We start from the raw sequence: 22,652 nt of genomic DNA on the forward strand, positions 1-22,652 counted from the left end.
GCAATCCTGGCACCGGAGCCTGCCACTTCCTAGAGTGGATCCATGCCTGAAACCCACAGCAACCCCCTCGACGACCCCTCTGCGAACCCGTTCGAGGTCGCAGCCGAAGCCGCCGCCGACATCGCGCGGCTGACCGGCGTCGAGAAGCACGACATCGCCCTCACGCTCGGCAGCGGCTGGGGCAAGGCCGCCGACCTCATCGGCGAGACCGTGGCGACGATCCCCGCCACGGAGGTCACCGGGTTCTCGAAGCCCGCTCTGGAGGGCCACGTCGGCACGCTGCGCAGCATCCGGACGCCCGGCGGGAAGAACGTCCTCGTCATCGGTGCCCGCACGCACTACTACGAGGACCACGGCGTCCGCCGGGTCGTGCACAGCGTCCGCACCGCCGCAGCCACCGGCGCGAAGATCATGGTGCTCACCAACGGCGCCGGCGGCATCAGGGAGACCTGGAAGCCCGGCCAGCCCGTGCTGATCAGCGACCACATCAACCTCACCGCCGACTCCCCGCTGGAGGGCGCGACGTTCATCGACCTCACCGACCTCTACGCGAAGCGCCTGCGCGACATCGCCCGTACGGTCGACCCCGCCCTCGACGAGGGCGTCTACACGCAGTTCCGCGGCCCGCACTACGAGACCCCGGCCGAGGTGCAGATGGCCAAGCACATCGGCGGCCACATCGTCGGCATGTCGACCGCGCTCGAGGCGATCGCGGCGCGCGAGGCCGGCATGGAGATCCTCGGGTTCTCGCTCATCACGAACCTCGCGGCCGGGATCCAGCAGACCCCGCTCAGCCACGCCGAGGTCATCGAGGCCGGACGCGAGGCGGAGCCGGTGATCTCCGACCTGCTGGCCCGGGTGGTCGAGGCCCTGTGAGCGAGGAGCGGCTCGCCCAGGCCCGCGCCTGGCTGCGCCAGGACCCCGACCCGCAGACCCGCGACGAGCTGGCCGGCATCATCACCCGCGCCGCCTCCGGGGATGAGGCCGCCACGGCGGAGCTCGACGACCGCTTCGGCAGTCGTCTCGCGTTCGGCACGGCCGGGCTCCGCGGCGCGCTCGGGGCGGGAAGCAACCGGATGAACCGGGTGCTCGTCTCCCAGGCCGCGGCGGGCTTCGCGGCGTATCTGCGCGAGCGGGCCGCGGGCGCGACCCCGACCGTGGTGATCGGCTACGACGGCCGCCGCAACTCCCGGGTGTTCGCCCAGGACTCCGCGGAGCTGTTCGCCGGTGCCGGCCTGCGCGCGATCCTGCTCCCCCGCCTGCTCCCCACCCCCGTGCTGGCCTTCGCGGTGCGGCACCTCGGCGCCGACGCGGGCGTGATGGTGACCGCGAGCCACAACCCGCCGGACGACAACGGCTACAAGGTGTACCTCGGCGGCGCGGATCACGGCTCGCAGATCGTGGCTCCCGCCGATGCCGAGATCGCCGCCCACATCCAGCGCGTCGCGGACGGCGGAGACGTGCGTGCCCTGCCGCGGTCCAGCGCCTACGAGACCGCGGGCGAGGATCTCGTCCAGGCCTACGTCGCCGCCACCGCGGCCGTCGCCCCCGCACCCGCGGCAGGCCGCCGCCTGCGCTGGGTCTACACCGCGATGCACGGCGTCGGCTGGGAGACGTTCGCGCGCATCCTCGACGCTGCCGGCTACCCGCGGCCGATCGTGGTCGACGAGCAGCTCCACCCGGACGCGACGTTCCGCACGGTGTCCTTCCCCAACCCGGAGGAGCCGGGCGCCATGGACCTGGCGTTCGCCACGGCCCGGAGGGCGAAGGCGGACTTCATCCTCGCCAACGATCCGGACGCCGACCGGCTCGCCGTGGCCGTCCCCGACGACACCGCCGCGGACGGCTGGCGACGTCTGACCGGCAACGAGGTCGGACTGCTGCTCGGCGCCCGCGCCGCGCGTGCCGCGGCCGGAACTCCCGGGGCCTCGCTCGCGTGCTCGCTCGTCTCCTCCCCCGGGCTCGGCGCCATCGCCGCCCACCACGGGTTGGACTTCCACGAGACGCTCACCGGGTTCAAGTGGATCTCGCGGGCTCCCGGCATCGTCTTCGGCTTCGAGGAGGCCCTGGGCTACCTCGTCAACCCCGAGACCGTGCGCGACAAGGACGGCATCTCCGCCGCGGTCGCCGTGCTCGGGCTGGCCGCCGAGGCGCAGGAGCGCGGGCTGACCCTCGCCGATCTCGTCCGCGAGGTGGGCGACACGTACGGTCACTTCGCGAGCTCCCAGGTGTCGGTGCGGGTGGCTGACCTGTCGCTCATCGGCACGGTGATGCTGTCGCTGCGCTCGCTTCCGCCCACGCAGATCGGCGGACGCTCGATCGCGTCGACCGAGGACCTGCTGCAGAGCGCACCGGGGCAGCCCTCCGGGGACGTGCTGCGGTACCGGCTCTCCGACGGATCCCGGGTCATCGTGCGCCCGAGCGGAACAGAGCCGAAGCTCAAGGTCTACATCGACGCCGCAGCCGACTCCGCGGAGGGTGCGGCGGCCGCCGTCGCCGAGCTGGAGGCCGGCGTCCGGGTCCTCCTGGACGAGCGCTCCTGACCATGCCCGTCCGCCACGTCGTCGTCAGCGCCCACAACGGGGTGCACGCACGACCGGTCGCGGAGCTCGTGCGCCTCGCGCAGGCGCACGAGCTCCCGGTCACGCTGCGCACCGCCGGCGGCACGGCCGTGGATCTGCGCAGCGTCCTCGCGGTGATGGACCTCGCCCTCGCCCCCGGGGACGCCGTGACCCTGGAGACGCCGCCGGGTCCGTCGTCCGAGCGCGTCCTCGCGCAGCTCGCCCTGGTGCTCGCGCCCGACGCCTGAGTCTCAGCCGTCGATCACGGCGACGAGCTCGTCGAGGAAGCCCTCGAAAGTCGCCCCGCGGCGGACGATCCGCTGCACGCTCTCCCGCTCGCTGAACACCTCGACGAGCTGCTCGAACACGGTCTGGAAGGCCGCTCTGTCGCTCTCGCTGAAGGCGGCGAGCGCGACGACCTGCACGCGTCCGTCCCCCCAGGCCGCCGACCCGTCCGCGACGCCGAGCGCGATCGCCGTCCGGGTCGCGGTCATCTGCAGCGCGTGCGGCACGGCGAGTGCGTCGGTGAAGGCTGTGGACGACATGCGCTCGCGCACGATCGTGTTCTCCACGTAGTCGTCTCCGATCAGACCGGCCCGGACCAGCGGCGCGCCGAGCCGCCGGATGATGGTCTCCTCGCCCTCGTCAGGGAGCGGGTGCACGAAGGCATCGGGGTGGAAGTACCGCGCGAGCTCCTCCCGCAGCCGGGCGAGCCGTCGACCGCGGCGCAGCCGCCCTGCGGCCTGCTGGATGCGGTCGACGTCGGCGTCCGTGAGGAACGGCTGGATGCGCACGAACCGGTCGCCGGAAGCCCCGGGTTCGATCGTGCTCAGCACGAGGTCGGTGTCGAACGACGCCCAGTCCGGGTCGACGTTCGTGACGACGCTGGTGACCTCGATCGCGGAACCCAGCGAGCGGTCCACGCTCGAACGCAGGAGTTCGTGGAGTTCGTAGTAGCCGGGGCAGACGATGGTCGCGGTGAGGATGGACTCCGCCTTGCGGCTCCGCTCCAGCCGTCCCCCGACGTGCATGGCGATGTAGGCGATCTCGTCGTCGTGGATGGGCGTGCCGAGCCGGTCGTGCAGACCGCTCGCGATCGACACCGCCACCTCGAAGATCATCGGATAGGTCGTCTTCAGCGAGCGGGTCAGCGGGTTCCGGGTGAGGGCGCTCTCCTCGGCGCGGCGCAGGAGGTTCTGCACGTGCAGCGCGAGGCGGAGCACGAACGTCTCGTCGACGAGGTCGACGCGGTAGTCCTCCGCGGCCCGCGCGATCTCCGCTCTGACCGCCGCCTCCACGTCCGGGGCGACGCCGCTGCGGGCGAGCTCCTGCGCCGCCTCGCCACCCGGCGCGACGATCCGCGTCAGGACCAGGGAGGCGAGGTGACCGCTGTCGCCCTCGCCCAGGACCACGGCGAAGTGCTCGGCGGCGAGGCGGGCGATCACCGCTCCCACCCGCGGGATCTCCGGTCGAGCTCCCACGGGGGGTGCCTCGAGGGCACGGCCGGCGGCCACCCGCTCGGCGGCGATCGCGATGTGCAGGAGCACGTCGGCGATCGCGAGTTCGTTGACGTAGTAGCCGAGTTCGCCGAGCTCGCGCACGAGGGCCGACTTGAAGGGTCCGACCGCCTGCGCATCGACCGCGGTCCCGGAGAGGGCCCGCCGGAAGATCTCCGGGTGGAACGACGCGTCGTCCATCTCGTCGTGGGCGAGGCGGCTGAGCAGGCGGCGCTGGGCGGCCTCGTCTCCGTGGAGCCGCACCCGCTCACGGGCCCGGTCGAGCGTCAGGTCGGTCCCGTCGAGGAGACCGCGGACGCGGACCAGGTCCGCCTCCAGCGTCGCCTCGCTCACGTGCAGCGCATCCGCGGTGTCGAAGACGTCGATCCCCTCCGGCTCGTCCAGGAGCAGCCGGACGAGGGCGTGCAGCCGTTCGCGCGGGGCGGAGTCGCCGCCCTGCCGGACGCGCAGCGCGCCGCGGGCGCCGGGGCCCGCCCGATAGCCCGCGGGGCCGGACTCGACGACCGCGGCGCCCGGCGTGCGGGCGTTCAGTGCCGCGACGTAGGAGCGGATGCTCCGCGGGGTCACACCCAGGAGATCGGCCAGCGTGCCTGCGGTCGCCCAGCCCTCCTCGCGCAGCAGCGCGGCGAGGAGCTGGTCCTGACGCTGGCGCGACATGGTCCCTCCGAGTTCCCGTGCTGACGGCACTGTCCGACTGCTCTCCATGATGACAGCCTCCGGCGACACGGGCGCGGCGAGGAGCATTCCGCAGGGGCGGAAGAGAACGTGTTGGTGCCGCCGTGGTCACGTTTCCCAGACTGTTCTCAGGAAGGGTGACATCGATGAGGATTCTCGTGGTCTGCGGCGCCGGCGCGTCGAGCACGTTCGTCGCTCAGCGCCTGCGCACTGCCGCAGCGGCAGCAGGCCTGGACTGGGATGCGGGTGCCGGGGTCGAGAGCACCGTCCCCCTCGGCGGACACGACCTCGTCCTCGTGGGCCCGCATCTGCGTGAGCGCCTCGACGCCATCCGCGACCTGACCCGCGCGCCCGTCGCCGTCCTGCCGGACGACGTGTTCGCGGACCGCGACGGCGTCCGCACCCTTCTTCTCGCCCAGTCGACCCTCGCCGCCGCCGGCGGGGCCCCGAAAGGAACACCATGACCGCCACCCGCACCGTCCGCATCGGCTCCTCGCACGGACTGCACGCCCGGCCCGCAAAGATCTTCGCGCAGGCCGCGAAGGACTCCGGGCTCGCGGTCACGATCGCCAAGGACTCCGGCACGCCGGTCAACGCCGCGAGCATCCTCGGGGTGATCGCGCTGGCCATCGAGCACGGCGACTACGTGACGCTCACGGCCGACGGCGACGGCGCCGAGGGCGTACTGGACACGCTCACCGAGCTGCTGACGACCGACCACGACCAGGACGCGGCCGGATGAGCGCGTTGCGAGGCGTGGGCATCGGTCTCGGCGTCGCGCAGGGACCGGTCGTCCGCATGACCGAGGCGCTGCCCGCGCCCGAGAACGTCCCGAGCACCGCCGGGGCCGATGCCGAGCGCGCGCGGGTCCGCGAGGCCGTCGCCGTCGTCGCGCAGGAGCTGACGCAGCGTGGCGAGGCCGCCGGCGGCGCCGCGCAGGAGGTGCTGGAGGCGCAGGCGATGATCGCCGAGGACCCGACGCTGCAGGACGAGGTCGACGCGAGGATCGATGCCGGGGCCACCGCGGAATGGGCCGTTCACGACGCCTTCGCGGGCTTCCGGGCCACGCTCGAGGCCGTCGGCGGCTACCTCGGCGAGCGCGCCGCCGACCTCGACGACATCGCGCAGCGGGTGCTGGCCCGGCTGCGCGGGGTGGACGCCCCCGGCGTGCCCGATCCCGGGCACCCGTTCGTCCTCGTGGCACGCGACCTCGCGCCCGCCGACACGGCGCTGCTGAACCTCGACCAGGTGCTCGCCCTCGTCACCACCGACGGCGGCCCCACCTCCCACACGGCGATCCTCGCCAGGGAGAAGGGCATCGTGGCTGTGGTCGGCGTCGGCGACGGGCACGCGCTGACGACCGGGGAGACCGTGATCGTCGATGCCGCCGCAGGCGTCATCACCCGCGAACCGACCGCCGAGGAGCGCAGCCGCGCCGCCGAGCGCGCCGCGGCCAGACTGGTCGCGGACGACGCGCCGCTCACGCCCGGTGCGCTCGCCGACGGCACACCGGTCGCCCTCCTCGCGAACCTGGGGAAGCCCGCCGACGCCGCCGACGCGGTCGCACGCGGGGCCGAGGGCGTCGGGCTGTTCCGGACCGAGTTCCTGTTCCTCTCCGCGTCGCAGGCGCCGACCGTGGCCCAGCAGCGGGAGTCCTATCGCGAGCTCCTGGGGGCATTCCCCGGCAAGAAGGTCGTCGTGCGGATGCTCGACGCAGGGGCCGACAAGCCCCTGGCCTTCCTCAACGACGCGCACGAGGAGAATCCGGCCCTGGGGTTGCGCGGTCTGCGGGCTCTCCGCGCGAGCGAGGACATCCTCCGCGAGCAGTTGACCGCGCTGGCCGAGGCCGACGCCGCGACCGACGCCGATCTCTGGGTCATGGCGCCCATGGTGGCCACCGTCGAGGAGACCGTGTATTTCACAGGCCTCGCCCGCGAGTACGGCCTGAAGACGGCCGGCGTCATGGTCGAGGTGCCGTCCAGCGCCCTGCTCGCCGACCGCGTCCTCGCCCACGCCGACTTCGCGTCCATCGGCACCAACGACCTCACGCAGTACACGATGGCCGCGGACCGGCTGCTCGGCTCGGTCGCCTCGTTCCAGGACCCCTGGCACCCCGCGGTGCTGCGGCTGGTGCGCGAGGTCGGCACGGCCGGTGCCCGCCTCGGCAAGCCGGTCGGCATCTGCGGCGAGGCCGCGGCCGACCCGCTGCTCGCGGTCGTCCTCGTGGGGCTCGGTGCGACGAGCCTCTCCATGGCGCCGTCCGCCCTCGCGGACGTCCGCCAGGCGCTCGCCGCCCGCACTCGCGACGACGCCCTCCGCCTCGCGGAAGCCGCGCTCGCCGCGGACGACGCCCCCTCCGCCCGCACCGCTGCGGCGACCCTCGCCGCGGCACTCCCCCCTCATCAGAAAGAGACCACATCATGACGACGACGTCACCCGCCGCCACCGCCCCCGGTGGCCTCCGCGTGGGCGTGCAGCGTTTCGGCACGTTCCTCTCCGGCATGATCATGCCGAACATCGCGGCCTTCATCGCCTGGGGCTTCATCACGATGCTCTTCATCCCGAAGGGCTTCTTCGGCGCCGAGAGCCCGTTCGGCTGGCACTGGGCCGGCGTCGCCGAGATCATCGGCGGCGGCGGCGACTCCGCCGTCCTCGGCTGGCAAGGCGCGATGACCGCGGTCGCCGAAGGCGCAGACGGCAACATCCTGGCCTACGTGGGCCTGGTCGGCCCGATGGTCACCTACCTGCTGCCCCTCCTGATCGCGAACACGGCCGGCCGCATGGTCTACGGCGAGCGCGGCGGCGTGGTCGCCACGATCGCGACCGTCGGTGTGATCGTCGGCACGAACATCCCGATGTTCCTGGGCGCGATGATCATGGGCCCGATCGCCGCTTGGATCATGAAGCAGGTCGACAGGCTGTGGGACGGCAAGATCCGCCCCGGCTTCGAGATGCTCGTCAACAACTTCTCCGCCGGCATCCTGGGCATGCTCCTCGCCATCGTCGGGTTCTTCGCCTTCGGTCCGGTCATGCTGGGCATCAGCGCCGCGCTGGGCGCCGCCGTCGACTGGCTCGTGTCGCTCAACCTGCTGCCGCTCGTGTCGATCATCGTCGAGCCGGCCAAGGTGCTGTTCCTCAACAACGCCATCAACCACGGCGTGTTCACCCCGCTGGGGATCGAGCAGGCTGCGGAGACGGGCAAGTCGATCCTCTTCCTCATCGAGGCGAACCCCGGCCCCGGCCTCGGCCTGCTGCTCGCCTTCACCTTCTTCGGGGTCGGCGCCGCGAAGGCCTCGGCTCCCGGTGCCGCCATCATCCAGTTCTTCGGCGGCATCCACGAGATCTACTTCCCGTACGCTCTCAGCAAGCCGACCACGATCCTCGCGCTCATCGCGGGTGGAGCGGCCGGCGTCACCACGAACATGGTCCTCGGCGGCGGACTGGCCTTCCCGGCCGCCCCTGGCAGCATCATCGCCGTGACCGCCGCGGCCATCGGCCCCGGCGTCGCCAACCTCCTCGTGGTGTACCTGTCGGTCATCATCGCCGCGACGGTGACCTTCCTCATCACCGGCGTCATCCTGCGGGCCTCGCGCAAGCGCGACCTCGCCGCCGAGGGCGACACGTTCGGTGCGGCCATCGCGCAGACCGAGGCGAACAAGGGCAAGTCGTCCGCGGCGATGGACGCCCTGCGCACCTCGACCGCGACGGCGGCACCGGAGTCCACGCCCGCTCCCGCCACCACTGCGGTCGCGGCGGCCCCGATCGAGACCATCGTGTTCGCGTGCGACGCCGGTATGGGCTCGTCCGCCATGGGCGCCAGCGTGCTGCGGAACAAGCTGAAGAAGGCCGGCATCGAGGGCATCACCGTCACGAACGCCGCCATCGCCAACCTCGACGGCGCCGCCGACGTGGTCATCACGCAGCAGCAGCTCACCGACCGGGCCACGGCGAAGTCGCCGGACTCCCTGCACGTCTCGGTGGACAACTTCATGAACTCGCCGAAGTACGACGAGGTCGTCGAGATGGTCAAGGAACAGCGAAAGGACGAAGAATGAGCGTTCTCACAGCCGAGCAGGTCCGCATCCACCCGGGAGGCGCGTCGCGGGACGACGCGCTCCAGGAGGCGACGGACATCCTCGTCGCCGCCGGTGCGGTGACCCCGGCGTACGTCGATGCGATGCGTCAGCGCGAGGAGACCGTGTCGACGTACATGGGCAACGGCCTGGCCATCCCGCACGGCACGAACGAGGCGAAGGACACGATCCTGGCGTCCGCGCTCTCCGTCGTCCGCTACGACGGCGGCGTCGACTGGGACGGCGAGCAGGCGAGGTTCGTGATCGGCATCGCCGGCGTCGGCGATGAGCACCTGGACATCCTGTCCCGCATCGCGATCCTCTTCTCGGAGGAGGACGACGTCGCCCGGCTGGAAGCGGCGGCGACGCCGGACGAGCTGTTCGCTCTCCTCTCGGAGGTGAACGAGGGATGAAGGCGGTCCACTTCGGGGCGGGCAACATCGGGCGCGGTTTCGTCGGCCTGCTCCTGCACGAGGGCGGGTACGAGGTCGTGTTCAGCGACGTCGCCGACGCACTCGTGGAGGCGATCGACCGGGCGGACTCGTACACCGTGCACGAAGCCGGCCCCGGAGGGACCGACCACGTCGTCTCCGGGTTCCGTGCGGTGAACAGCCGCACGGACCCCGCCGTGGTCGCGGAGGAGGTGGCGACGGCCGACGTCGTCACGACCGCCGTCGGCCCCACCGTGCTGCGGTTCGTCGCCCCGTCGATCGTCGCCGGGCTCGCGTTGCGCTCCCCCGAGGCCGCGCCTCTGCAGGTGATGGCCTGCGAGAACGCCATCGGCGCCACCGATCAGCTGCGGCAGGAGATCGTCGCGGCGGCGGGGCCGGATGCCGACATCCTCCTCGCGCGTGCGGTGTTCGCGAACACCGCCGTCGACCGCATCGTGCCGGCGCAGCCGGACGGTGGGGGCATCGACGTCACGGTCGAGCCATACTTCGAGTGGGCGATCGAGGCCCGGCCGTTCGGCGACACCCCGCCGCGCATCCCCGGCGCCCATTTCGTCGACGACCTCGCGCCGTACATCGAGCGCAAGCTCTTCACGGTGAACACCGGTCATGCCGCCACCGCGTACTTCGGCGCACGGGCGGGCATCGAGCGGATCTCGGACGCCCTCGCGGACGACGCGATCGCCGCGCAGGTGTCGGCCGCCCTCGAGGAGACCTCGGCGGTGCTGGTCGTCGAGCACGGGCTCGACCCCGCAGACCTCGCGCAGTACCGTGCGACCATCCTGGAGCGGTTCCGGAACCCGGAGCTCGTGGACACCGTGCAGCGCGTCGGCCGTCAGCCCCTGCGGAAGATCTCCCGGCACGAGCGGTTCATCGGCCCCGCGGCGATGGCAGCCGAGCACGGACTGCCGACGGATGCCCTGGTGGCCGCGGTCGCCGCCGCGCTGGAGTTCGACGACGCCGCCGACGAGCAGTCGGTCGAGCTGCAGACCCTTCTGCGCACGGAGAACGCGGCGGGCTTCACCGTCCGCACCACCGGCCTCGATCCGGAGCACCCGCTCTTCCCCGCCGTCCGCGACGCGGTGGCCCTCCGTCAAGCGGCGCTCGCCGGCTGAGAGGACGCGGCGTCGGGGCCGGGGTAGCGTTGCTGCTGTGCAGAAGAAGCCCCGGCGCCGCGTCCTGAAGCGAGTCCTGTGGAGCGTGGCGATCGTCATCCTCCTCGCCATCGGCGGAATCCTCGTCTGGAGCCAGGTCGGCGTCATGGCCGCGGAGCCCGCACCGCTGACCGCCGTCCGCGAGAACCCGGCGATCACGGTGACCGACGCCGATGAGGGGATCGTCCTGGCGCCCGCGGACGGCTCCTCCGACCGGGGACTCGTCTTCATCCCCGGCGCGAAGGTCGACCCCTGGGCCTACGCGTCGATCCTCCAGGGGCTCGCGGCGGAGGGCACCACGGTCGTGATCACGCGGCCCTGGCTCCATCTGGCGTTCTTCGATCCCCGCGGGCTCAACTCGTTCACGAGCGCCGCGCCCGACGTCGGCGTCTGGGCCGTCGGCGGACACTCCCTCGGGGGCGTGCGCGCCTGCCAGCTCGCCACGGATGCCGACGCCCTCGTGCTCTTCGCCTCCTACTGCGCGACGGACCTTGCAGGCTCCGATCTCCCGGTGCTGAGCGTGTCCGGCAGCGAGGACGGCCTCTCCACGCCCGAGAAGATCGCCGACGCCCGCCCCGAACTCCCCGCGGACGCCGAGTTCGTCGAGATCGACGGCGCCTCCCATGCCTCCTTCGGCGACTACGGACCGCAGGCCGGCGACGGCACGCCGTCCATCGACGACGACGAGATGGATGCCGAGGTCACCGAGGTCGTCGGCGGGTTCCTGGAGCAGGTCGCGCCCTAGGCCGCCCGCGGATCCCCGAGGATCGGGTCGAGCAGCGGGTGCAGATGCCGGGTGGTCAGCACTCCGGCGGCCGAGCGTGCGCCCGCCGAGAGCGCCGACGCCAGGTCCGCGCCTCCCAGCCGCGCGTCGAGGACGCCCGCGAAGAACGCGTCGCCGGCGCCGTTGGTGTCGACGACGGTGGTCGGCACGGCGGGCACCCGGAACTCGGCACCGTCCGCCCCCACCGCGACCGCTCCCTCGGCGCCGAGCGTGCACACCGCGAACGCCGCTCCCTCCGCGACGACGGCGCGGAGGAACTCCACCGGCGCGTCCAGCCGGTCCGCGTTGCAGAAGACCGCCGTGGCTGCCGCGAGGAACGGCCGGTGGTACTCCCCGACGCCGTCGTAGTCGTGCACGTCGACCCACAGCGGCGTGCCGCTGGCCACTGCGAGCGGGAGCAGCCGTCGCGGCTCGGCGGCCAGGTCGAGGACGACGGCGTCGGCTCCAGCCATCTCCGCCGCGTGCGCCCCGTCCGCCTCCCCCGTCGTCTCCGCCGGGGTCGAGAGGTACAGCGACACCCGCTCACCGCGCGGCGTCATCAGGTTGAGGTGCCGCTCGGTGATCCCGTCCGTCCAGTGCGCGACCACTCCGGCCGCCTGCAGCGCCTCGCGGACGCGCAGCCCGTCCTCGTCCTCTCCGGCGATGCCATGCAGCACGACCGGCCGCCCCAGCGTCGTCAGGCTCAGCGCCTTGCCGGCGCTCGTGCCGCCGACCGTCTCCCAGCTCGCGTGCGCGAACTGCATGTGGGGCACGGGCTCGGGGAGCCGGTCGAGCAGGACCATCCGGTTCCACGAGGCGGGACCGGCGAGGAAGACGGAGGCGGGCATGCCCCCATCCTCGCGTCCCGCATCCCGTTCCGGCCGTGCCGACGGGTCGTGTCGGCCGCGACGGGTCGTGTCGGCCGCCGGGTCAGGCGCCGAAGCCCTCGGCGATCATCTCGACGAGCTCCTCGCGCTCCTCGACGGGGAGGAACGCCGCAGCGGCGGCGTTGAACTGGAAGGCCTCGAGGTCGTCGAGGTCGTACTCGAACGTCTGCACGAGCAGCGCCAGCTCCCGCGTGAGGGAGGTCGCGCTCATGGTGCGGTTGTCCACGTTCACCGTCACGGCGAACCCGAGCTGGTACAGCAGGTCGAACGGATGATCGGCGAGGGTCTGCCCCCACGCCGCGACGGCTCCGGTCTGCAGGTTCGACGACGGGGAGAGCTCCAGCGGGATCTCCCGATCGCGCACCCAGCGGGCGAGGTCACCGAAGCGCACCTGCACCTCGTCGCCCTCCTGCGTGACGACCTCGAGGTCCTCCGCGATGCGCACGCCGTGTCCGAGTCGGAGCGCACGCCCGTCCAGGAGGGCGGAGCGGATCGAGGCGAGCCCGGCCGCCTCCCCCGCATGCACGGTCACCGGGAAGAAGTTCTCGGCGAGGTAGTCGAAGGCCGCGCGGTGGTCCGACGGAGGGAAGCCGTCCTCGGGGCCGGCGATGTCGAAGCCCACGGCACCCCGTCCGCGGAAGTCCACCGCGAGCTCGGCGATCTCCCGTGCGCGGTCGGTGTGCCGCATCGCGGTGAGGAGCTGGCCGACGCGGATGCTGCGGCCGTCGCGGTCGACAGCGTCCTCACCCTCCTCGATGCCCTGCTGCACCGCCTCGACGGCGTCCTCCAGCGAGAGACCGCGCGCCTGGTGCTGCTCCGGCGCCCAGCGCATCTCACCGTAGATGACACCGTCCGCCGCGAGGTCCTGGACGAACTCTCGCGCGACGCGCGTCAGCCCCTCACGGGTCTGCATGACCGCGGTGGTGAGCTCGAACGTCTTCAGGTACTCCACCAGCGATCCCGCGTCGCTCTTCTTCGCGAACCACGAACCGAGCGCGGCAGGGTCGGATGCCGGGACCTCGAGACCGATCGCGTCGGCGAGCTCGATGATCGTGGCCGGGCGCACCGCGCCGTCCAGGTGGTCGTGCAGCGACACCTTCGGCAGACTCCGCAGGGAGACGCCCTGGATGGCGACGTCGCCGCTCGCATCGATCGACATGGGGATCCTCTCGGTCGCGGGGTGTTCGTCCAGGCTAGCGCCCGGGCCTCACGCCGTGATGCGCTCGCGGACGATCGGTCCCACGGTCGGAGCCTCGTCGCCGAGCTCCCAGGCGCCCTCGAGCGCCTCGATCGCCCGGGGGAAGCGCGCCTCGTCGGCTGCCGAGAGCGTGAACAGCGGCTGCCCCGCCGACACCCGGTCCCCCGGCTTCGCATGCAGATCGATCCCCGCCTCGAAGATCACCGGGTCCTCCGCGCGCGCACGCCCGGCGCCCAGACGCCAGGCGGCGATGCCGAAGGGAAGCGCGTCCATGCGGGTCACGACGCCGTCCGCGGGCGCCGTGACGACGTGCGTCTCCCGCGCGACCGGGAGGGCCGCGTCGGGGTCGCCGTCCTGCGCACGGATCATCGCCTTCCACGTGTCCATGGCGCGGCCGTCGTCGAGCGCTGCCTCCACGTCGGCGTCAGGCTGACCGGCGAGGGCGAGCATCTCCCTCGCGAGCGCGACGGTCAGCTCCCGGACGTCGGCGGGTCCCCCGCCGGCGAGGATCTCGACCGACTCGCGGACCTCGTTGGCGTTGCCGATCGCGCGGCCCAGGGGAACGTTCATATCGGTCAGAAGTGCCGTGGTCGCGACACCGGAGTCCGTGCCGAGCGCCACCATCGTGCGCGCGAGCTCCCGAGCCCTGTCGATGTCCTGCATGAAGGCGCCGGAACCGAACTTCACGTCCAGGACGAGAGCGTCGGTCCCCTCGGCGATCTTCTTCGACATGATGCTGGAGGCGATCAGCGGGATGGCCTCCACGGTGCCGGTGACGTCGCGGAGCGCGTAGAGCTTCTTGTCGGCGGGCGCGAGACCCGACCCCGCAGCGCAGATCACGGCCCCGACGTCGCCCTGCATCTGCGCGAACATCTCCTCGTTGCTGAGCGCAGCGCGCCAGCCGGGGATGGACTCCAGCTTGTCGAGCGTGCCGCCGGTGTGGCCGAGGCCGCGGCCGCTGAGCTGCGGCACCGCCACGCCGAACGAGGCGACGAGCGGCGCGAGCGGCAGGGTGATCTTGTCGCCCACGCCACCCGTGGAGTGCTTGTCCACGGTCTTCTTGCCGAGAGTCGCGAAGCTCATCCGCTCCCCCGAAGCGATCATCGCGTCGGTGAGCACGCGGATCTCGTCGCGCTCCATGCCGCGCTGGAAGATCGCCATCGCGAAGGAGGCCATCTGCGCGTCGGACACGTAGCCGCGCGTGTAGGCGTCCACCATCCAGCGCAGGGCCGGCTCCGGGACCACGCCTCCGTCGCGCTTGGCCCGGATCACGTCGATCGCGTCGAACTGCTCGATGGCTCCCTGAGCCTGTCCCGCGGTCATCGTGCGTCCTCCAGGTCGCGCGGCCCGAACGCGTCGGGCAGCACCTCGTCGATCGTGCGGATGCCGGAGACGGTCTCCAGCAGCATGCCGGGTACGGCATGCTCGAACAGCAGCTGGCGGCACCGGCCGCACGGCATGATCGTCTCGCCGTCGTTGTTGACGCACACGAAGGCGACGAGCTGCCCGCCGCCGGACATGAACAGATCGCCCACGAGCGCGCACTCGGCGCACAGCGTGACGCCGTAGGAGGCGTTCTCGACGTTGCAGCCGGCGACGATCCGCCCGTCGCTGACGAGAGCCGCCGCTCCCACGCGGTAGCGCGAGTACGGCGCGTACGCCTTGGTCATGGCATCCGCGGCGACCTGCCGCAGCTCATCCCAGTCGATGTCCGTCATGGTGGTGGTTCCTTCTTCCCTGCGGGTTCTACGACTTGATGTACGGCTTGCCGCTGGCGGCAGGGCCCCGGATCTGACCGGCGAATCCGGCGACCGCGAGCAGCGTGACGACGTACGGCAGCATGAGCATGAACTCGCCGGGGATCGGCGTCTTCAGGATCGACAGCAGGTTCTGCAGGTTCGTCGCGAATCCGAAGAGCAGGGCGGCGAGCGTCGCGCGGATCGGGTCCCAGCGGCCGAAGATCACGGCGGCGAGAGCGATGAAGCCGAGACCTGCCGTCATCTCCTTGCCGAACTGCGGGACCGACACGAGCGTGAAGTACGCACCGCCGATGCCGGCGATCGCGCCCGCGAGCAGCACGTTCCAGAAGCGGGTCGGGTTGACCCGGATGCCGACCGTGTCGGCCGCCTGCGGGTGCTCGCCCACCGCGCGGAGGCGCAGGCCCCACTTGGTGCGGTACAGGCCCCACGCGACGACGGCCACGGTGATGAACATGAGGTACACGATGAAGGTCTGGTTGAACAGCACCGGACCGATGATCGGGATGTCGCTCAGCACCGGGATCTCGATGCGGGAGAAGCGGACCGGGGTGTTCAGCTCGGCCTCGTTCGGGGCGAGGAGCGCTCCGTAGAGGAATCCGGTGAGCCCGGTGACGAGGACGTTGAGCACGACACCGACGATGACCTGCTCGACGAGGTACTTGATGGCGAACGCCGCCAGCACGCTCGCGACGAGCACGCCGCCGATCATGGCGCCGATCAGGCCGACGAAAGCGTTGCCGGTGATGCTGGACAGCAGCGCCGCCGAGAAGGCGCCGAGGAGCAGCTGCCCCTCGATGGCCACGTTGACGACACCGGCCCGTTCGCCGATGACGCCGCCGAGCGCGCCGAACACGAGCGGCACCGACAGCGACACGGCACCGAACAGCAGGCTCGTGACGGGGACGAGGCCCCCGGCTGCGGCCCAGACCAGGAACGCGAAGACCGCGAGCACGCCGTAGGCGACGATGAGCCAGATCGACGGCGCACGGTACGTCCATGCCCGGAGGAAGGCCCCGACGGTGAGGACGACGAGCACGGCGAAGACGACCCAGAAGGTCGGCGCGGTGGGCAGCTCCACGTCGGGGAGCTCGAAGGCCGACGTGCGGTCGCCGAGGTGGAAGGTGCTGATACCGCTGCGCGGCACGGCGAGGAAGAGCACCGCCAGCAGCGCGGTGACGATCGCGAGGCTGATCGGCGCCTTGAGGTGGCGCTCCCGGACGGTGGCGAGCTGCACCGTGCCGTCGGCGGCTTCGGTCTGCACGAGCGACATCATGCGGTCACCGCCTTCTTCGCGGCCTTGGCTCTCGCCTTCGCCGCCTTCTCTGCGTCGGACTTGGGGAGGAAGAACACCGTGCGCAGCAGCGGCGGCGCGGCGATGAACAGCACGACGAGCGACTGCACGACGAGCACGATGTCGACGGGGATGTCCTGCGCCTGCATGGAGAACGAGCCCGCCTTGAGGGCACCGAACAGGATCCCGGCCGCGAAGGTCCCCCACGCGCGGCTGCGTCCGAGGAGGGCGACCGTGATGGCGTCGAAGCCGATGCCGGCGTCGATGGTCTCGGTGACGCCGGTGGTGACGGCGCCCTGGAGCTGGTTCATGCCGGCGAGGCCGGCGAGGGCACCCGCGAAGAGCATCGCGTAGACGTAGACGCGCTTGACGCTGATGCCCGCGGCGCGAGCGGCGTGCGGGTTCTCCCCCACCGCGCGCATGCGCATGCCCAGCGAGGAGCGCTCGATGAGCCACCACACGAACACCGTCGCGATGACCACGATGACGAAGCCGAGGTCCAGGAGCGGGAACTGCGGGCCGAGCAGGGTCGGGAACTGCGCGCTCTCGGGCGTCGCAGAACCCAGCGCCTGGTTGGTCCCCGGCTTCTGCAGGAGCCCGGGCGTGCGGATCATCCACAGCAGCAGGTAGTACGCGATGTAGTTGAGCATGATCGTGAGGATCACCTCGTGCGCGCCCGTGCGTGCCTTGATGAGACCGGCGATGCCGCCCCAGAGCGCACCGCCGGCGATACCGGCCAGCAGGGTGACGGGCAGGTGGAACCAGATCGGCAGGTCGAGGTTGAACGTCAGCAGGGCCGCGACCGCGACGCCGACGAGCATCTGACCGCGGGCACCGATGTTGAACAGGCCGACGCGGAAGGCGAGCGCGACGCCCAGACCGGCGGCGATCAGCGGAGCCGCGAAGCCCAGCGTGTTCGTCAGCGGTCGGATCTGCGCGGCGAAGTCGGCGCCGCGGGCGTTGAAGATCGCTCCGCGGAACAGCGCCTCGTAGCCGTTGTAGACCGCGTTCCAGGCCGCGACGAACGTGTCGCTCGGCTTGGCGAAGAAGTACCCGGAGGCCTTCTGCACGTCTTCGTTCGTGAAGGCGATGAGGATGCCGCCGACGATGAGCGCCAGGACGATCGCCAGGATCGTCGTGACCGCACTCCCGCGGAGGATCTCCTTGAGGACGGCGTTGCCGCGCGGGGGCGGCGGCACCTCGTCCGCCAGGCCCGTGCTGGGCGGGAGCTGCTCGGGGGGCAGCCCCTTCGTGACGTCTCCTGCACCGGGTGTCGCGCCGCTCACGCGGTCACCTCCGCATCGGCCGCTCCGGCCATCATGAGTCCGAGTGTCTCCCGGGGCGTGTCACCGGGGACGATGCCGACGATGGTGCCGCGGTACATGACCGCGATCCGGTCGGCGAGGGCGGCGACCTCGTCGAGCTCGGTCGAGACGACGATCACGGGGATGCCCGCGTCCCGCGTCTCGATGATGCGCTTGTGGATGAACTCGATCGAGCCCACGTCGACCCCGCGCGTCGGCTGGGCCGCGACGAAGAGCCGCAGTTCCCGGCTCATCTCGCGCGCGATCACGACCTTCTGCTGGTTGCCTCCGGAGAGGGTTCCCGCGGGGGTGTCCGGGCCCTGCGTGCGGATGTCGTATTCCGCGATGCGCTCCTTGGCGAAGTCCTCCAGGGCGCCGCGACGCAGCGTCCCGGCCCGGCTGAAGGCGGGATCGTCGGAGCGGTCGAGGATGAGGTTCTCGGCGACCGAGAATCCGGCGACGAGGCCGTCCTCGGTACGGTCCTCCGGCACGAACCCGACACCGGCGTCGAGGATGCCGCGGACGCTCTTGCCCACGAGCTCGGTGCCGTCGAGGATGATGTTCCCCTCGACGCGTGCGGCGAGGCCGACGATGGCCTCGACGAGCTCGGTCTGGCCGTTGCCCTGCACACCGGCGATGGCGAGGACCTCACCGGGGCGGACTGTGAAGTCGACGTCGTCCACGACGATGGCTCCGGTCGAGGTGAGCACCCGGAGGTTGCGGACCTCCAGGCCGCCTTCGCCGAGGCGGGGCGCCTCCTTCTGCACGGTCAGCTCGACCGCGCGGCCGACCATGAGCGAGGCCAGCTCGGCGTTGGTGGCGGTCGGCGAGGCCTCCCCCACCACTCGTCCGAGCCGGACGATCGTGATGCGGTCGGCGACCTCGCGCACCTCGCGCAGCTTGTGCGTGATGAACACGATCGCGGTGCCCTCGTCCCGGAGCTGGCGCATGATGGCCATGAGCTCGTCGGTCTCCTGCGGCGTCAGCACCGCGGTGGGCTCGTCGAAGACGAGGACCTTGGCGTCGCGGGACAGCGCCTTGATGATCTCGACGCGCTGCTGCACACCGACGGGCAGGTCGCCGACGACGGCGTCCGGATCGATGTCGAACCCGAACCGCGCCGCGACCGCGCGCACGTGCTCGCGCGCCTTCGCGATGTCGAGCGTGCCGAGGCCCTTGGTCTGCTCGTGACCGAGCATGACGTTCTCGGCCACCGTGAACACCGGCACGAGCATGAAGTGCTGGTGCACCATGCCGATGCCCGCGGCCATCGCGTCTCCGGGGCCGCGGAAGTGCTGCACGACGTCGTCGAGGAGGATCTCGCCCTCGTCGGCCTGATACAGGCCGTAGAGCACGTTCATCAGCGTCGACTTGCCTGCACCGTTCTCGCCGAGGAGAGCGTGGATCTGACCGGGTTCGACCACGAGATCGATGTGGTCGTTCGCCACGAGGCTGCCGAATCGCTTGGTGATGCCGCGAAGTTCGAGCTTCATATCTGCACCTTATCCAGAAGAGTCACCGAGGAGAATCGTCGCCGCCCACAGTGCGGGGCGAGTGGCAGCCTGCGCCACTCGCCCCGTGCTGGGTACGGCTCCGACTCAGCGGGTGGGAGAGTTCTCGGACTCCACCGTGATGTCGCCGGAGATGATCTGCTCCTGGAGAGCGGACAGCTCGTCCGTGAGGCCCTCGGGCAGGTCCGCCTCGAAGTCGCCGAAGCCGGAGAGCTTCACGCCCTCGTTCTCGAGCGTGCCGATGTAGGGCTCCGGATCGAACTCGCCGGCGGCGGCCGCGAGCGTCGCGTCGCGGACGGCCACGTCGATGGCCTTCATGATGGAGACGAGCGTGATGTCGGCGACGCTGGGGTCGGCGACGGCGAGGTCGCTGTCGACACCGAGCATCAGCGTGTCCTTGCCGCTGTCGTTGATCGCCGCTGCGGCGCTCTGGTAGACCGGGCCGCCGACGGGGAGGATGACGTCGACACCCTGGTCGAGCACGCCCTGGGCGGTCTGCTTGGCCGTGTCGTTGGCGTCGAAGCCGCCCGTGAAGGAGCCCTTCTGGGTGGCGGCGTCCCAACCGAAGACCTGGACGTCGGCCGACTTGTCCTCGTTGTACTTCTCGACACCGAGCTGGTAGCCGTCCATGAAGACGGCGACCGACGGGATCTGCATGCCGCCGAAGGTGCCGACCTTGTTCACGCCGGCCTCTGCGGACCAGGCGGCCGCGGCGTAGCCGCCGAGGTAGGCAGCCTGAGCGGTGTCGAAGACGAGGGGCTTGATGTTCGGCGCGTCGGTGGTGCCGTCGAAGTCGTTGTCAGCCCAGTCGTCGATGATCGCGTAGTCGATCTCGGGGTTCGCGAGCGCGGACTCGACCGTGGCTGCGGACAGCTTGAAGCCGACCGAGACGATGAGCGAGCAGCCCTCGGAGACGGCGGTCTCGAGGTTCGGCGCGTAGTCGTTGTCGTTGGCGGACTCGAACTCCAGCGGCTTGATGCCGAGCTCGTCGGCGGCGCTGTCCATGCCCTCCTTGGCCGACTGGTTGAACGACTTGTCGTTCCAGCCGCCGGCGTCGGAGATGAGGCACGGCTTGAAGTCGGAGTCGACGGGGGCGGATCCGCCCTCGGACTCGTCGGTCGGCGCCTGACCGCAGCCGGCAAGAGCGAAGACGACACCGGCGGCGACCGTCGCGCCGAGCAGCTTCTTGGTGGTGGAGATGGTCACGGATGCCTCCCTCAACGAACCCGCGGCCATCGCGGATCGATCAAAGTTACCTAGTGTTTCGACGTTCGTGCACGTCGGCCCCGGGCGGCCGGGCCAATGGTTACAAAGCTGAAATCAACCCTGCCGATGAGCACGGAGCGCTGCTCATCAGAGCACGTCGCCCTGGCCGTTGAGTTTGAGCGACTCCACCACGCCCTTCACCCGCTGCGCGTTCTCGACCGTCGTGACCAGGAGCGCGTCCGGGGTGTCGACCACGACGATGTCCTGCACCCCCACCAGGCTGATCACGCGGGTGGTCTGGCTGACGAGGATGCCGCTGGCCGCGTCGGTCAGCACCCGGGCGCGGGGCCCGAGGACGGCGAGGTCGTTCTTGCGGCCGTTCGTGATGAGCTTCGTCAGCGACGCGAAGTCCCCCACGTCGTCCCAGTCGAAGTGCCCGGGGACCACGGCGAGACGCCCGCGCCGCGCCGCCGGCTCCGCGACGGCGTAGTCGATCGCGATCTTCTTCAGCCGTGGCCAGATGCGGTCGACGGCGGGCCCGCGGAGCTCCCGGTCGTCCCAGGCCTCGGCGAGTTCGAGAAGACCGGCGTGCAGGGCGGGCTCGTTGGCCGCGAGCTCGTCCAGCAGGACGCTCGCCTTCGCGATGAACATGCCCGCGTTCCACAGGTAGGTGCGCTCGGCGAGGTAGGCCCTGGCCGTCTCCAGATCCGGCTTCTCGACGAAGCTCTCGACGAGGGCCGCCTCCCTGGCGCGCTCCACGACCAGCTCCGGCCCCTTCTTGATGTAGCCGAAGCCGACCGCCGGCTCGGTCGGCGCGATGCCGATCGTGCAGATGTAGCCCTCCCTGGCGACCTCGACGGCGTCGCGGACGGCGAACTCGAAGACCCGCGTGCCCCGGATGACGTGGTCCGCGCTGAACGAGCCGATGATCACGTCCGGGTTGCGCCGATGCAGCACGGCCGCGGCCAGCCCGATCGCCGCCGCGGACTCGCGGGGCTCGGACTCCAGGAAGACGTTGAGGTCGGCGATGCCGGGCAGCTCCGCCTCCACCGCAGCTCGGTGGGCGCGGCCGGTGACCACCGCGATCCGGTCCGGTCCGGCGAGCGACTCCAGCCGGTCCCACGTATCGCGCAGCAGCGAATGGCCGGAGCCGGTGAGGTCGTGCAGGAACTTCGGGGCGTCCGCGCGGGACAGCGGCCACAGCCGACTGCCGATGCCACCGGCGGGGATGACCGCATAGAAGTCTTCGATCGGCTCGCTCATGCAGGCCAGCGTAGCGGCGGGTTCGACTTAGGGTCCCCTTCGTCGCCCGCGGCGTCCGCACGGGAATAGGATGGACTCCGATCGGGCGTGCCTGACCCTCCTCCAGGCCAGATGTGGACGAAGCAGCGCACGCGACCGAAACACATCGATCCAGGGAGGACGACCGTGTCCACAAGCGCTCGCTTGACACCGTCGATTTCGGAAACCACGTCCAAGACCCCCCGCGGCACCCTCTACCGGGGTCGCGAAGGCATGTGGTCGTGGGTGCTTCACCGCATCACCGGAGTCGCCATCTTCTTCTTCCTGTTGGTGCACGTGCTCGACACGGCGCTGATCAGGGTGTCGCCGGAGGCGTACGACGCGGTCATCGGCACGTACAAGAACCCGGTCATGGCGATCGGCGAGGTCGTGCTCGTGGCGGGCATCGTGTTCCACGCCATGAACGGCCTGCGCATCATCGCCGTCGACTTCTGGTCGAAGGGCGCCAAGTACCAGCGCCAGCTGTTCTGGGGCGTGCTGCTCGTGTGGGGCATCATCATGGCCGGCTTCGTGCCGCGTCACCTGATGCTCGCGTTCGCCGGCTTCGGAGGAGGACACTGATGAGCGCGCAGACCGTCGCCGCTCCCGCCCGCCGTCAGCGCGGCATCAACCTCGAGAAGTGGGGCTGGGTCTTCATGCGCGTCTCGGGCGTCGTGCTCGTCGTGCTGATCTTCGGCCACCTCTTCGTCAACCTCATGGTCGGCGAGGGCATCCACGCCCTCGACTTCGCCTTCATCGCCGGCAAGTTCGCCACGCCGTTCTGGCAGTGGTGGGACGTGCTGATGCTCTGGCTCGCCCTCATCCACGGCGCCAACGGCATGCGCACGATCGTGAACGACTACGTGACCAACCCCACCGCGCGCAAGGCGCTCGTCTGGGCCCTCGGCCTGGCCGCGGGCCTGCTCATCCTCCTCGGCACCCTGGTCGTCTTCACGTTCGACCCGTGCCTGGGTGTGACCGAGTCGAGCACGCTGTGGGAGACCTGCCAGGCGCAGGGCTAG

22 protein-coding genes are annotated in these 22,652 nt (G+C 71.1%); 12 read left to right on the forward strand and 10 right to left on the reverse strand.

The annotated features are described in order from the left end of the window. The first annotated feature begins 42 nt into the window (after positions 1–42). Genes MICNX66_RS11095 through MICNX66_RS11105 form a run of 3 tightly spaced genes read left to right on the forward strand, consistent with a single transcriptional unit; the run spans position 43 to position 2,809 of the window. Positions 43–876, forward strand: coding sequence for a purine-nucleoside phosphorylase (locus tag MICNX66_RS11095; RefSeq protein ID WP_187661926.1), 834 nt, complete (start codon positions 43–45; stop codon positions 874–876). Beyond that, positions 873–2,543, forward strand: a complete 1,671-nt coding sequence (locus MICNX66_RS11100; protein WP_187661927.1) for a phospho-sugar mutase — start codon at positions 873–875, stop codon at positions 2,541–2,543. The genes MICNX66_RS11095 and MICNX66_RS11100 overlap by 4 nt, the downstream gene beginning before the upstream one ends. 2 nt (positions 2,544–2,545) lie before the next feature. Then, the gene (locus tag MICNX66_RS11105) at positions 2,546–2,809 is read left to right on the forward strand and encodes an HPr family phosphocarrier protein (RefSeq protein WP_187661928.1); all 264 of its coding nucleotides are present in this window, start codon (positions 2,546–2,548) and stop codon (positions 2,807–2,809) included. A 3-nt stretch (positions 2,810–2,812) separates the two neighbouring features. Here the strand turns inward: MICNX66_RS11105 and MICNX66_RS11110 are convergent, their stop codons facing one another. Beyond that, positions 2,813–4,735 carry a BglG family transcription antiterminator gene (locus MICNX66_RS11110; protein ID WP_187661929.1) on the reverse strand — a complete coding sequence of 641 codons (1,923 nt, stop codon included), beginning with the start codon at positions 4,733–4,735 and terminating at the stop codon, positions 2,813–2,815. Positions 4,736–4,899: 164 nt separating this feature from the next. Here MICNX66_RS11110 and MICNX66_RS11115 point away from each other — a divergent pair, with 164 nt between their 5' ends. Genes MICNX66_RS11115 through MICNX66_RS11145 form a run of 7 tightly spaced genes read left to right on the forward strand, consistent with a single transcriptional unit; the run spans position 4,900 to position 11,174 of the window. Beyond that, positions 4,900–5,217 (forward strand): PTS sugar transporter subunit IIB, encoded by a 318-nt coding sequence (locus tag MICNX66_RS11115; RefSeq protein ID WP_187661930.1) that lies wholly within the window; start codon positions 4,900–4,902, stop codon positions 5,215–5,217. Beyond that, a complete protein-coding gene (locus MICNX66_RS11120; protein ID WP_187661931.1) occupies positions 5,214–5,495 on the forward strand; it encodes an HPr family phosphocarrier protein in 282 nt (93 codons plus the stop codon). Before MICNX66_RS11115 ends, MICNX66_RS11120 begins: the two co-directional genes overlap by 4 nt. After that, positions 5,492–7,177: a phosphoenolpyruvate--protein phosphotransferase gene (gene ptsP / locus MICNX66_RS11125; protein WP_187661932.1), complete on the forward strand. Its 1,686-nt coding sequence runs from the start codon at positions 5,492–5,494 to the stop codon at positions 7,175–7,177. Before MICNX66_RS11120 ends, ptsP begins: the two co-directional genes overlap by 4 nt. Beyond that, complete coding sequence (locus MICNX66_RS11130) at positions 7,174–8,808, forward strand: PTS mannitol transporter subunit IICB (RefSeq protein WP_187661933.1); 1,635 nt, start codon at positions 7,174–7,176, stop codon at positions 8,806–8,808. The genes ptsP and MICNX66_RS11130 overlap by 4 nt, the downstream gene beginning before the upstream one ends. Next, positions 8,805–9,239, forward strand: coding sequence for a PTS sugar transporter subunit IIA (locus MICNX66_RS11135; RefSeq protein ID WP_187661934.1), 435 nt, complete (start codon positions 8,805–8,807; stop codon positions 9,237–9,239). The genes MICNX66_RS11130 and MICNX66_RS11135 overlap by 4 nt, the downstream gene beginning before the upstream one ends. Next, positions 9,236–10,390, forward strand: a complete 1,155-nt coding sequence (locus MICNX66_RS11140; RefSeq protein WP_187661935.1) for a mannitol-1-phosphate 5-dehydrogenase — start codon at positions 9,236–9,238, stop codon at positions 10,388–10,390. Before MICNX66_RS11135 ends, MICNX66_RS11140 begins: the two co-directional genes overlap by 4 nt. Positions 10,391–10,427: 37 nt before the next feature. Next, positions 10,428–11,174 carry an alpha/beta hydrolase gene (locus MICNX66_RS11145; protein ID WP_187661936.1) on the forward strand — a complete coding sequence of 249 codons (747 nt, stop codon included), beginning with the start codon at positions 10,428–10,430 and terminating at the stop codon, positions 11,172–11,174. Here the strand turns inward: MICNX66_RS11145 and MICNX66_RS11150 are convergent. From MICNX66_RS11150 to MICNX66_RS11190, 9 genes are all read right to left on the reverse strand, one after another. Continuing rightward, positions 11,171–12,040 carry a carbohydrate kinase family protein gene (locus tag MICNX66_RS11150; RefSeq protein WP_187661937.1) on the reverse strand — a complete coding sequence of 290 codons (870 nt, stop codon included), beginning with the start codon at positions 12,038–12,040 and terminating at the stop codon, positions 11,171–11,173. The two genes, MICNX66_RS11145 and MICNX66_RS11150, sit on opposite strands and share 4 nt — an antisense overlap. A gap of 82 nt (positions 12,041–12,122) precedes the next feature. After that, a complete protein-coding gene (locus MICNX66_RS11155; protein ID WP_187661938.1) occupies positions 12,123–13,238 on the reverse strand; it encodes an adenosine deaminase in 1,116 nt (371 codons plus the stop codon). Between the two features lie 48 nt (positions 13,239–13,286). Further along, positions 13,287–14,600, reverse strand: coding sequence for a thymidine phosphorylase (locus MICNX66_RS11160; RefSeq protein ID WP_187661939.1), 1,314 nt, complete (start codon positions 14,598–14,600; stop codon positions 13,287–13,289). Further along, positions 14,597–14,995: a cytidine deaminase gene (locus MICNX66_RS11165; protein WP_187661940.1), complete on the reverse strand. Its 399-nt coding sequence runs from the start codon at positions 14,993–14,995 to the stop codon at positions 14,597–14,599. Before MICNX66_RS11165 ends, MICNX66_RS11160 begins: the two co-directional genes overlap by 4 nt. A 28-nt stretch (positions 14,996–15,023) precedes the next feature. Further along, complete coding sequence (locus MICNX66_RS11170) at positions 15,024–16,307, reverse strand: ABC transporter permease (RefSeq protein ID WP_396654780.1); 1,284 nt, start codon at positions 16,305–16,307, stop codon at positions 15,024–15,026. Continuing rightward, entirely contained in the window at positions 16,307–17,614 is a 1,308-nt protein-coding gene (locus MICNX66_RS11175; RefSeq protein WP_187661942.1) for an ABC transporter permease, read from the reverse strand. Before MICNX66_RS11175 ends, MICNX66_RS11170 begins: the two co-directional genes overlap by 1 nt. Further along, the gene (locus MICNX66_RS11180) at positions 17,611–19,125 is read right to left on the reverse strand and encodes an ABC transporter ATP-binding protein (protein WP_187661943.1); all 1,515 of its coding nucleotides are present in this window, start codon (positions 19,123–19,125) and stop codon (positions 17,611–17,613) included. The genes MICNX66_RS11175 and MICNX66_RS11180 overlap by 4 nt, the downstream gene beginning before the upstream one ends. Positions 19,126–19,230: 105 nt before the next feature. Then, entirely contained in the window at positions 19,231–20,349 is a 1,119-nt protein-coding gene (locus MICNX66_RS11185) for a BMP family lipoprotein (RefSeq protein WP_187661944.1), read from the reverse strand. A gap of 147 nt (positions 20,350–20,496) precedes the next feature. Beyond that, the gene (locus MICNX66_RS11190; protein WP_187661945.1) at positions 20,497–21,612 is read right to left on the reverse strand and encodes a mannose-1-phosphate guanylyltransferase; all 1,116 of its coding nucleotides are present in this window, start codon (positions 21,610–21,612) and stop codon (positions 20,497–20,499) included. A 165-nt stretch (positions 21,613–21,777) separates the two neighbouring features. On the opposite strand from MICNX66_RS11190, the gene sdhC reads away from it, so the two are divergent. Together sdhC and MICNX66_RS11200 are read left to right on the forward strand one after the other, a co-directional pair. Beyond that, a complete protein-coding gene (gene sdhC, locus MICNX66_RS11195) occupies positions 21,778–22,212 on the forward strand; it encodes a succinate dehydrogenase, cytochrome b556 subunit (RefSeq protein WP_082758508.1) in 435 nt (144 codons plus the stop codon). Continuing rightward, positions 22,212–22,652, forward strand: a complete 441-nt coding sequence (locus MICNX66_RS11200; protein WP_149085820.1) for a succinate dehydrogenase hydrophobic membrane anchor subunit — start codon at positions 22,212–22,214, stop codon at positions 22,650–22,652. The genes sdhC and MICNX66_RS11200 overlap by 1 nt, the downstream gene beginning before the upstream one ends.

The organism is Microbacterium sp. Nx66, from assembly GCF_904066215.1.
Taxonomy (GTDB): domain Bacteria; phylum Actinomycetota; class Actinomycetes; order Actinomycetales; family Microbacteriaceae; genus Microbacterium; species Microbacterium meiriae.

What these genes read in the sequence shown, in the direction of transcription:
- MICNX66_RS11095 (WP_187661926.1), top strand. Translation starts at nt 43, where the DNA reads ATGCCTGAAACCCACAGCAACCCCCTCGACGACCCCTCTGCGAACCCG.
- MICNX66_RS11105 (WP_187661928.1), top strand. Translation starts at nt 2,546, where the DNA reads ATGCCCGTCCGCCACGTCGTCGTCAGCGCCCACAACGGGGTGCACGCA.
- MICNX66_RS11110 (WP_187661929.1), bottom strand. Translation starts at nt 4,735, where the DNA reads ATGTCGCGCCAGCGTCAGGACCAGCTCCTCGCCGCGCTGCTGCGCGAG.
- MICNX66_RS11115 (WP_187661930.1), top strand. Translation starts at nt 4,900, where the DNA reads ATGAGGATTCTCGTGGTCTGCGGCGCCGGCGCGTCGAGCACGTTCGTC.
- MICNX66_RS11120 (WP_187661931.1), top strand. Translation starts at nt 5,214, where the DNA reads ATGACCGCCACCCGCACCGTCCGCATCGGCTCCTCGCACGGACTGCAC.
- ptsP (WP_187661932.1), top strand. Translation starts at nt 5,492, where the DNA reads ATGAGCGCGTTGCGAGGCGTGGGCATCGGTCTCGGCGTCGCGCAGGGA.
- MICNX66_RS11130 (WP_187661933.1), top strand. Translation starts at nt 7,174, where the DNA reads ATGACGACGACGTCACCCGCCGCCACCGCCCCCGGTGGCCTCCGCGTG.
- MICNX66_RS11135 (WP_187661934.1), top strand. Translation starts at nt 8,805, where the DNA reads ATGAGCGTTCTCACAGCCGAGCAGGTCCGCATCCACCCGGGAGGCGCG.
- MICNX66_RS11140 (WP_187661935.1), top strand. Translation starts at nt 9,236, where the DNA reads ATGAAGGCGGTCCACTTCGGGGCGGGCAACATCGGGCGCGGTTTCGTC.
- MICNX66_RS11150 (WP_187661937.1), bottom strand. Translation starts at nt 12,040, where the DNA reads ATGCCCGCCTCCGTCTTCCTCGCCGGTCCCGCCTCGTGGAACCGGATG.
- MICNX66_RS11155 (WP_187661938.1), bottom strand. Translation starts at nt 13,238, where the DNA reads ATGTCGATCGATGCGAGCGGCGACGTCGCCATCCAGGGCGTCTCCCTG.
- MICNX66_RS11160 (WP_187661939.1), bottom strand. Translation starts at nt 14,600, where the DNA reads ATGACCGCGGGACAGGCTCAGGGAGCCATCGAGCAGTTCGACGCGATC.
- MICNX66_RS11165 (WP_187661940.1), bottom strand. Translation starts at nt 14,995, where the DNA reads ATGACGGACATCGACTGGGATGAGCTGCGGCAGGTCGCCGCGGATGCC.
- MICNX66_RS11170 (WP_396654780.1), bottom strand. Translation starts at nt 16,307, where the DNA reads ATGTCGCTCGTGCAGACCGAAGCCGCCGACGGCACGGTGCAGCTCGCC.
- MICNX66_RS11180 (WP_187661943.1), bottom strand. Translation starts at nt 19,125, where the DNA reads ATGAAGCTCGAACTTCGCGGCATCACCAAGCGATTCGGCAGCCTCGTG.
- MICNX66_RS11190 (WP_187661945.1), bottom strand. Translation starts at nt 21,612, where the DNA reads ATGAGCGAGCCGATCGAAGACTTCTATGCGGTCATCCCCGCCGGTGGC.
- MICNX66_RS11200 (WP_149085820.1), top strand. Translation starts at nt 22,212, where the DNA reads ATGAGCGCGCAGACCGTCGCCGCTCCCGCCCGCCGTCAGCGCGGCATC.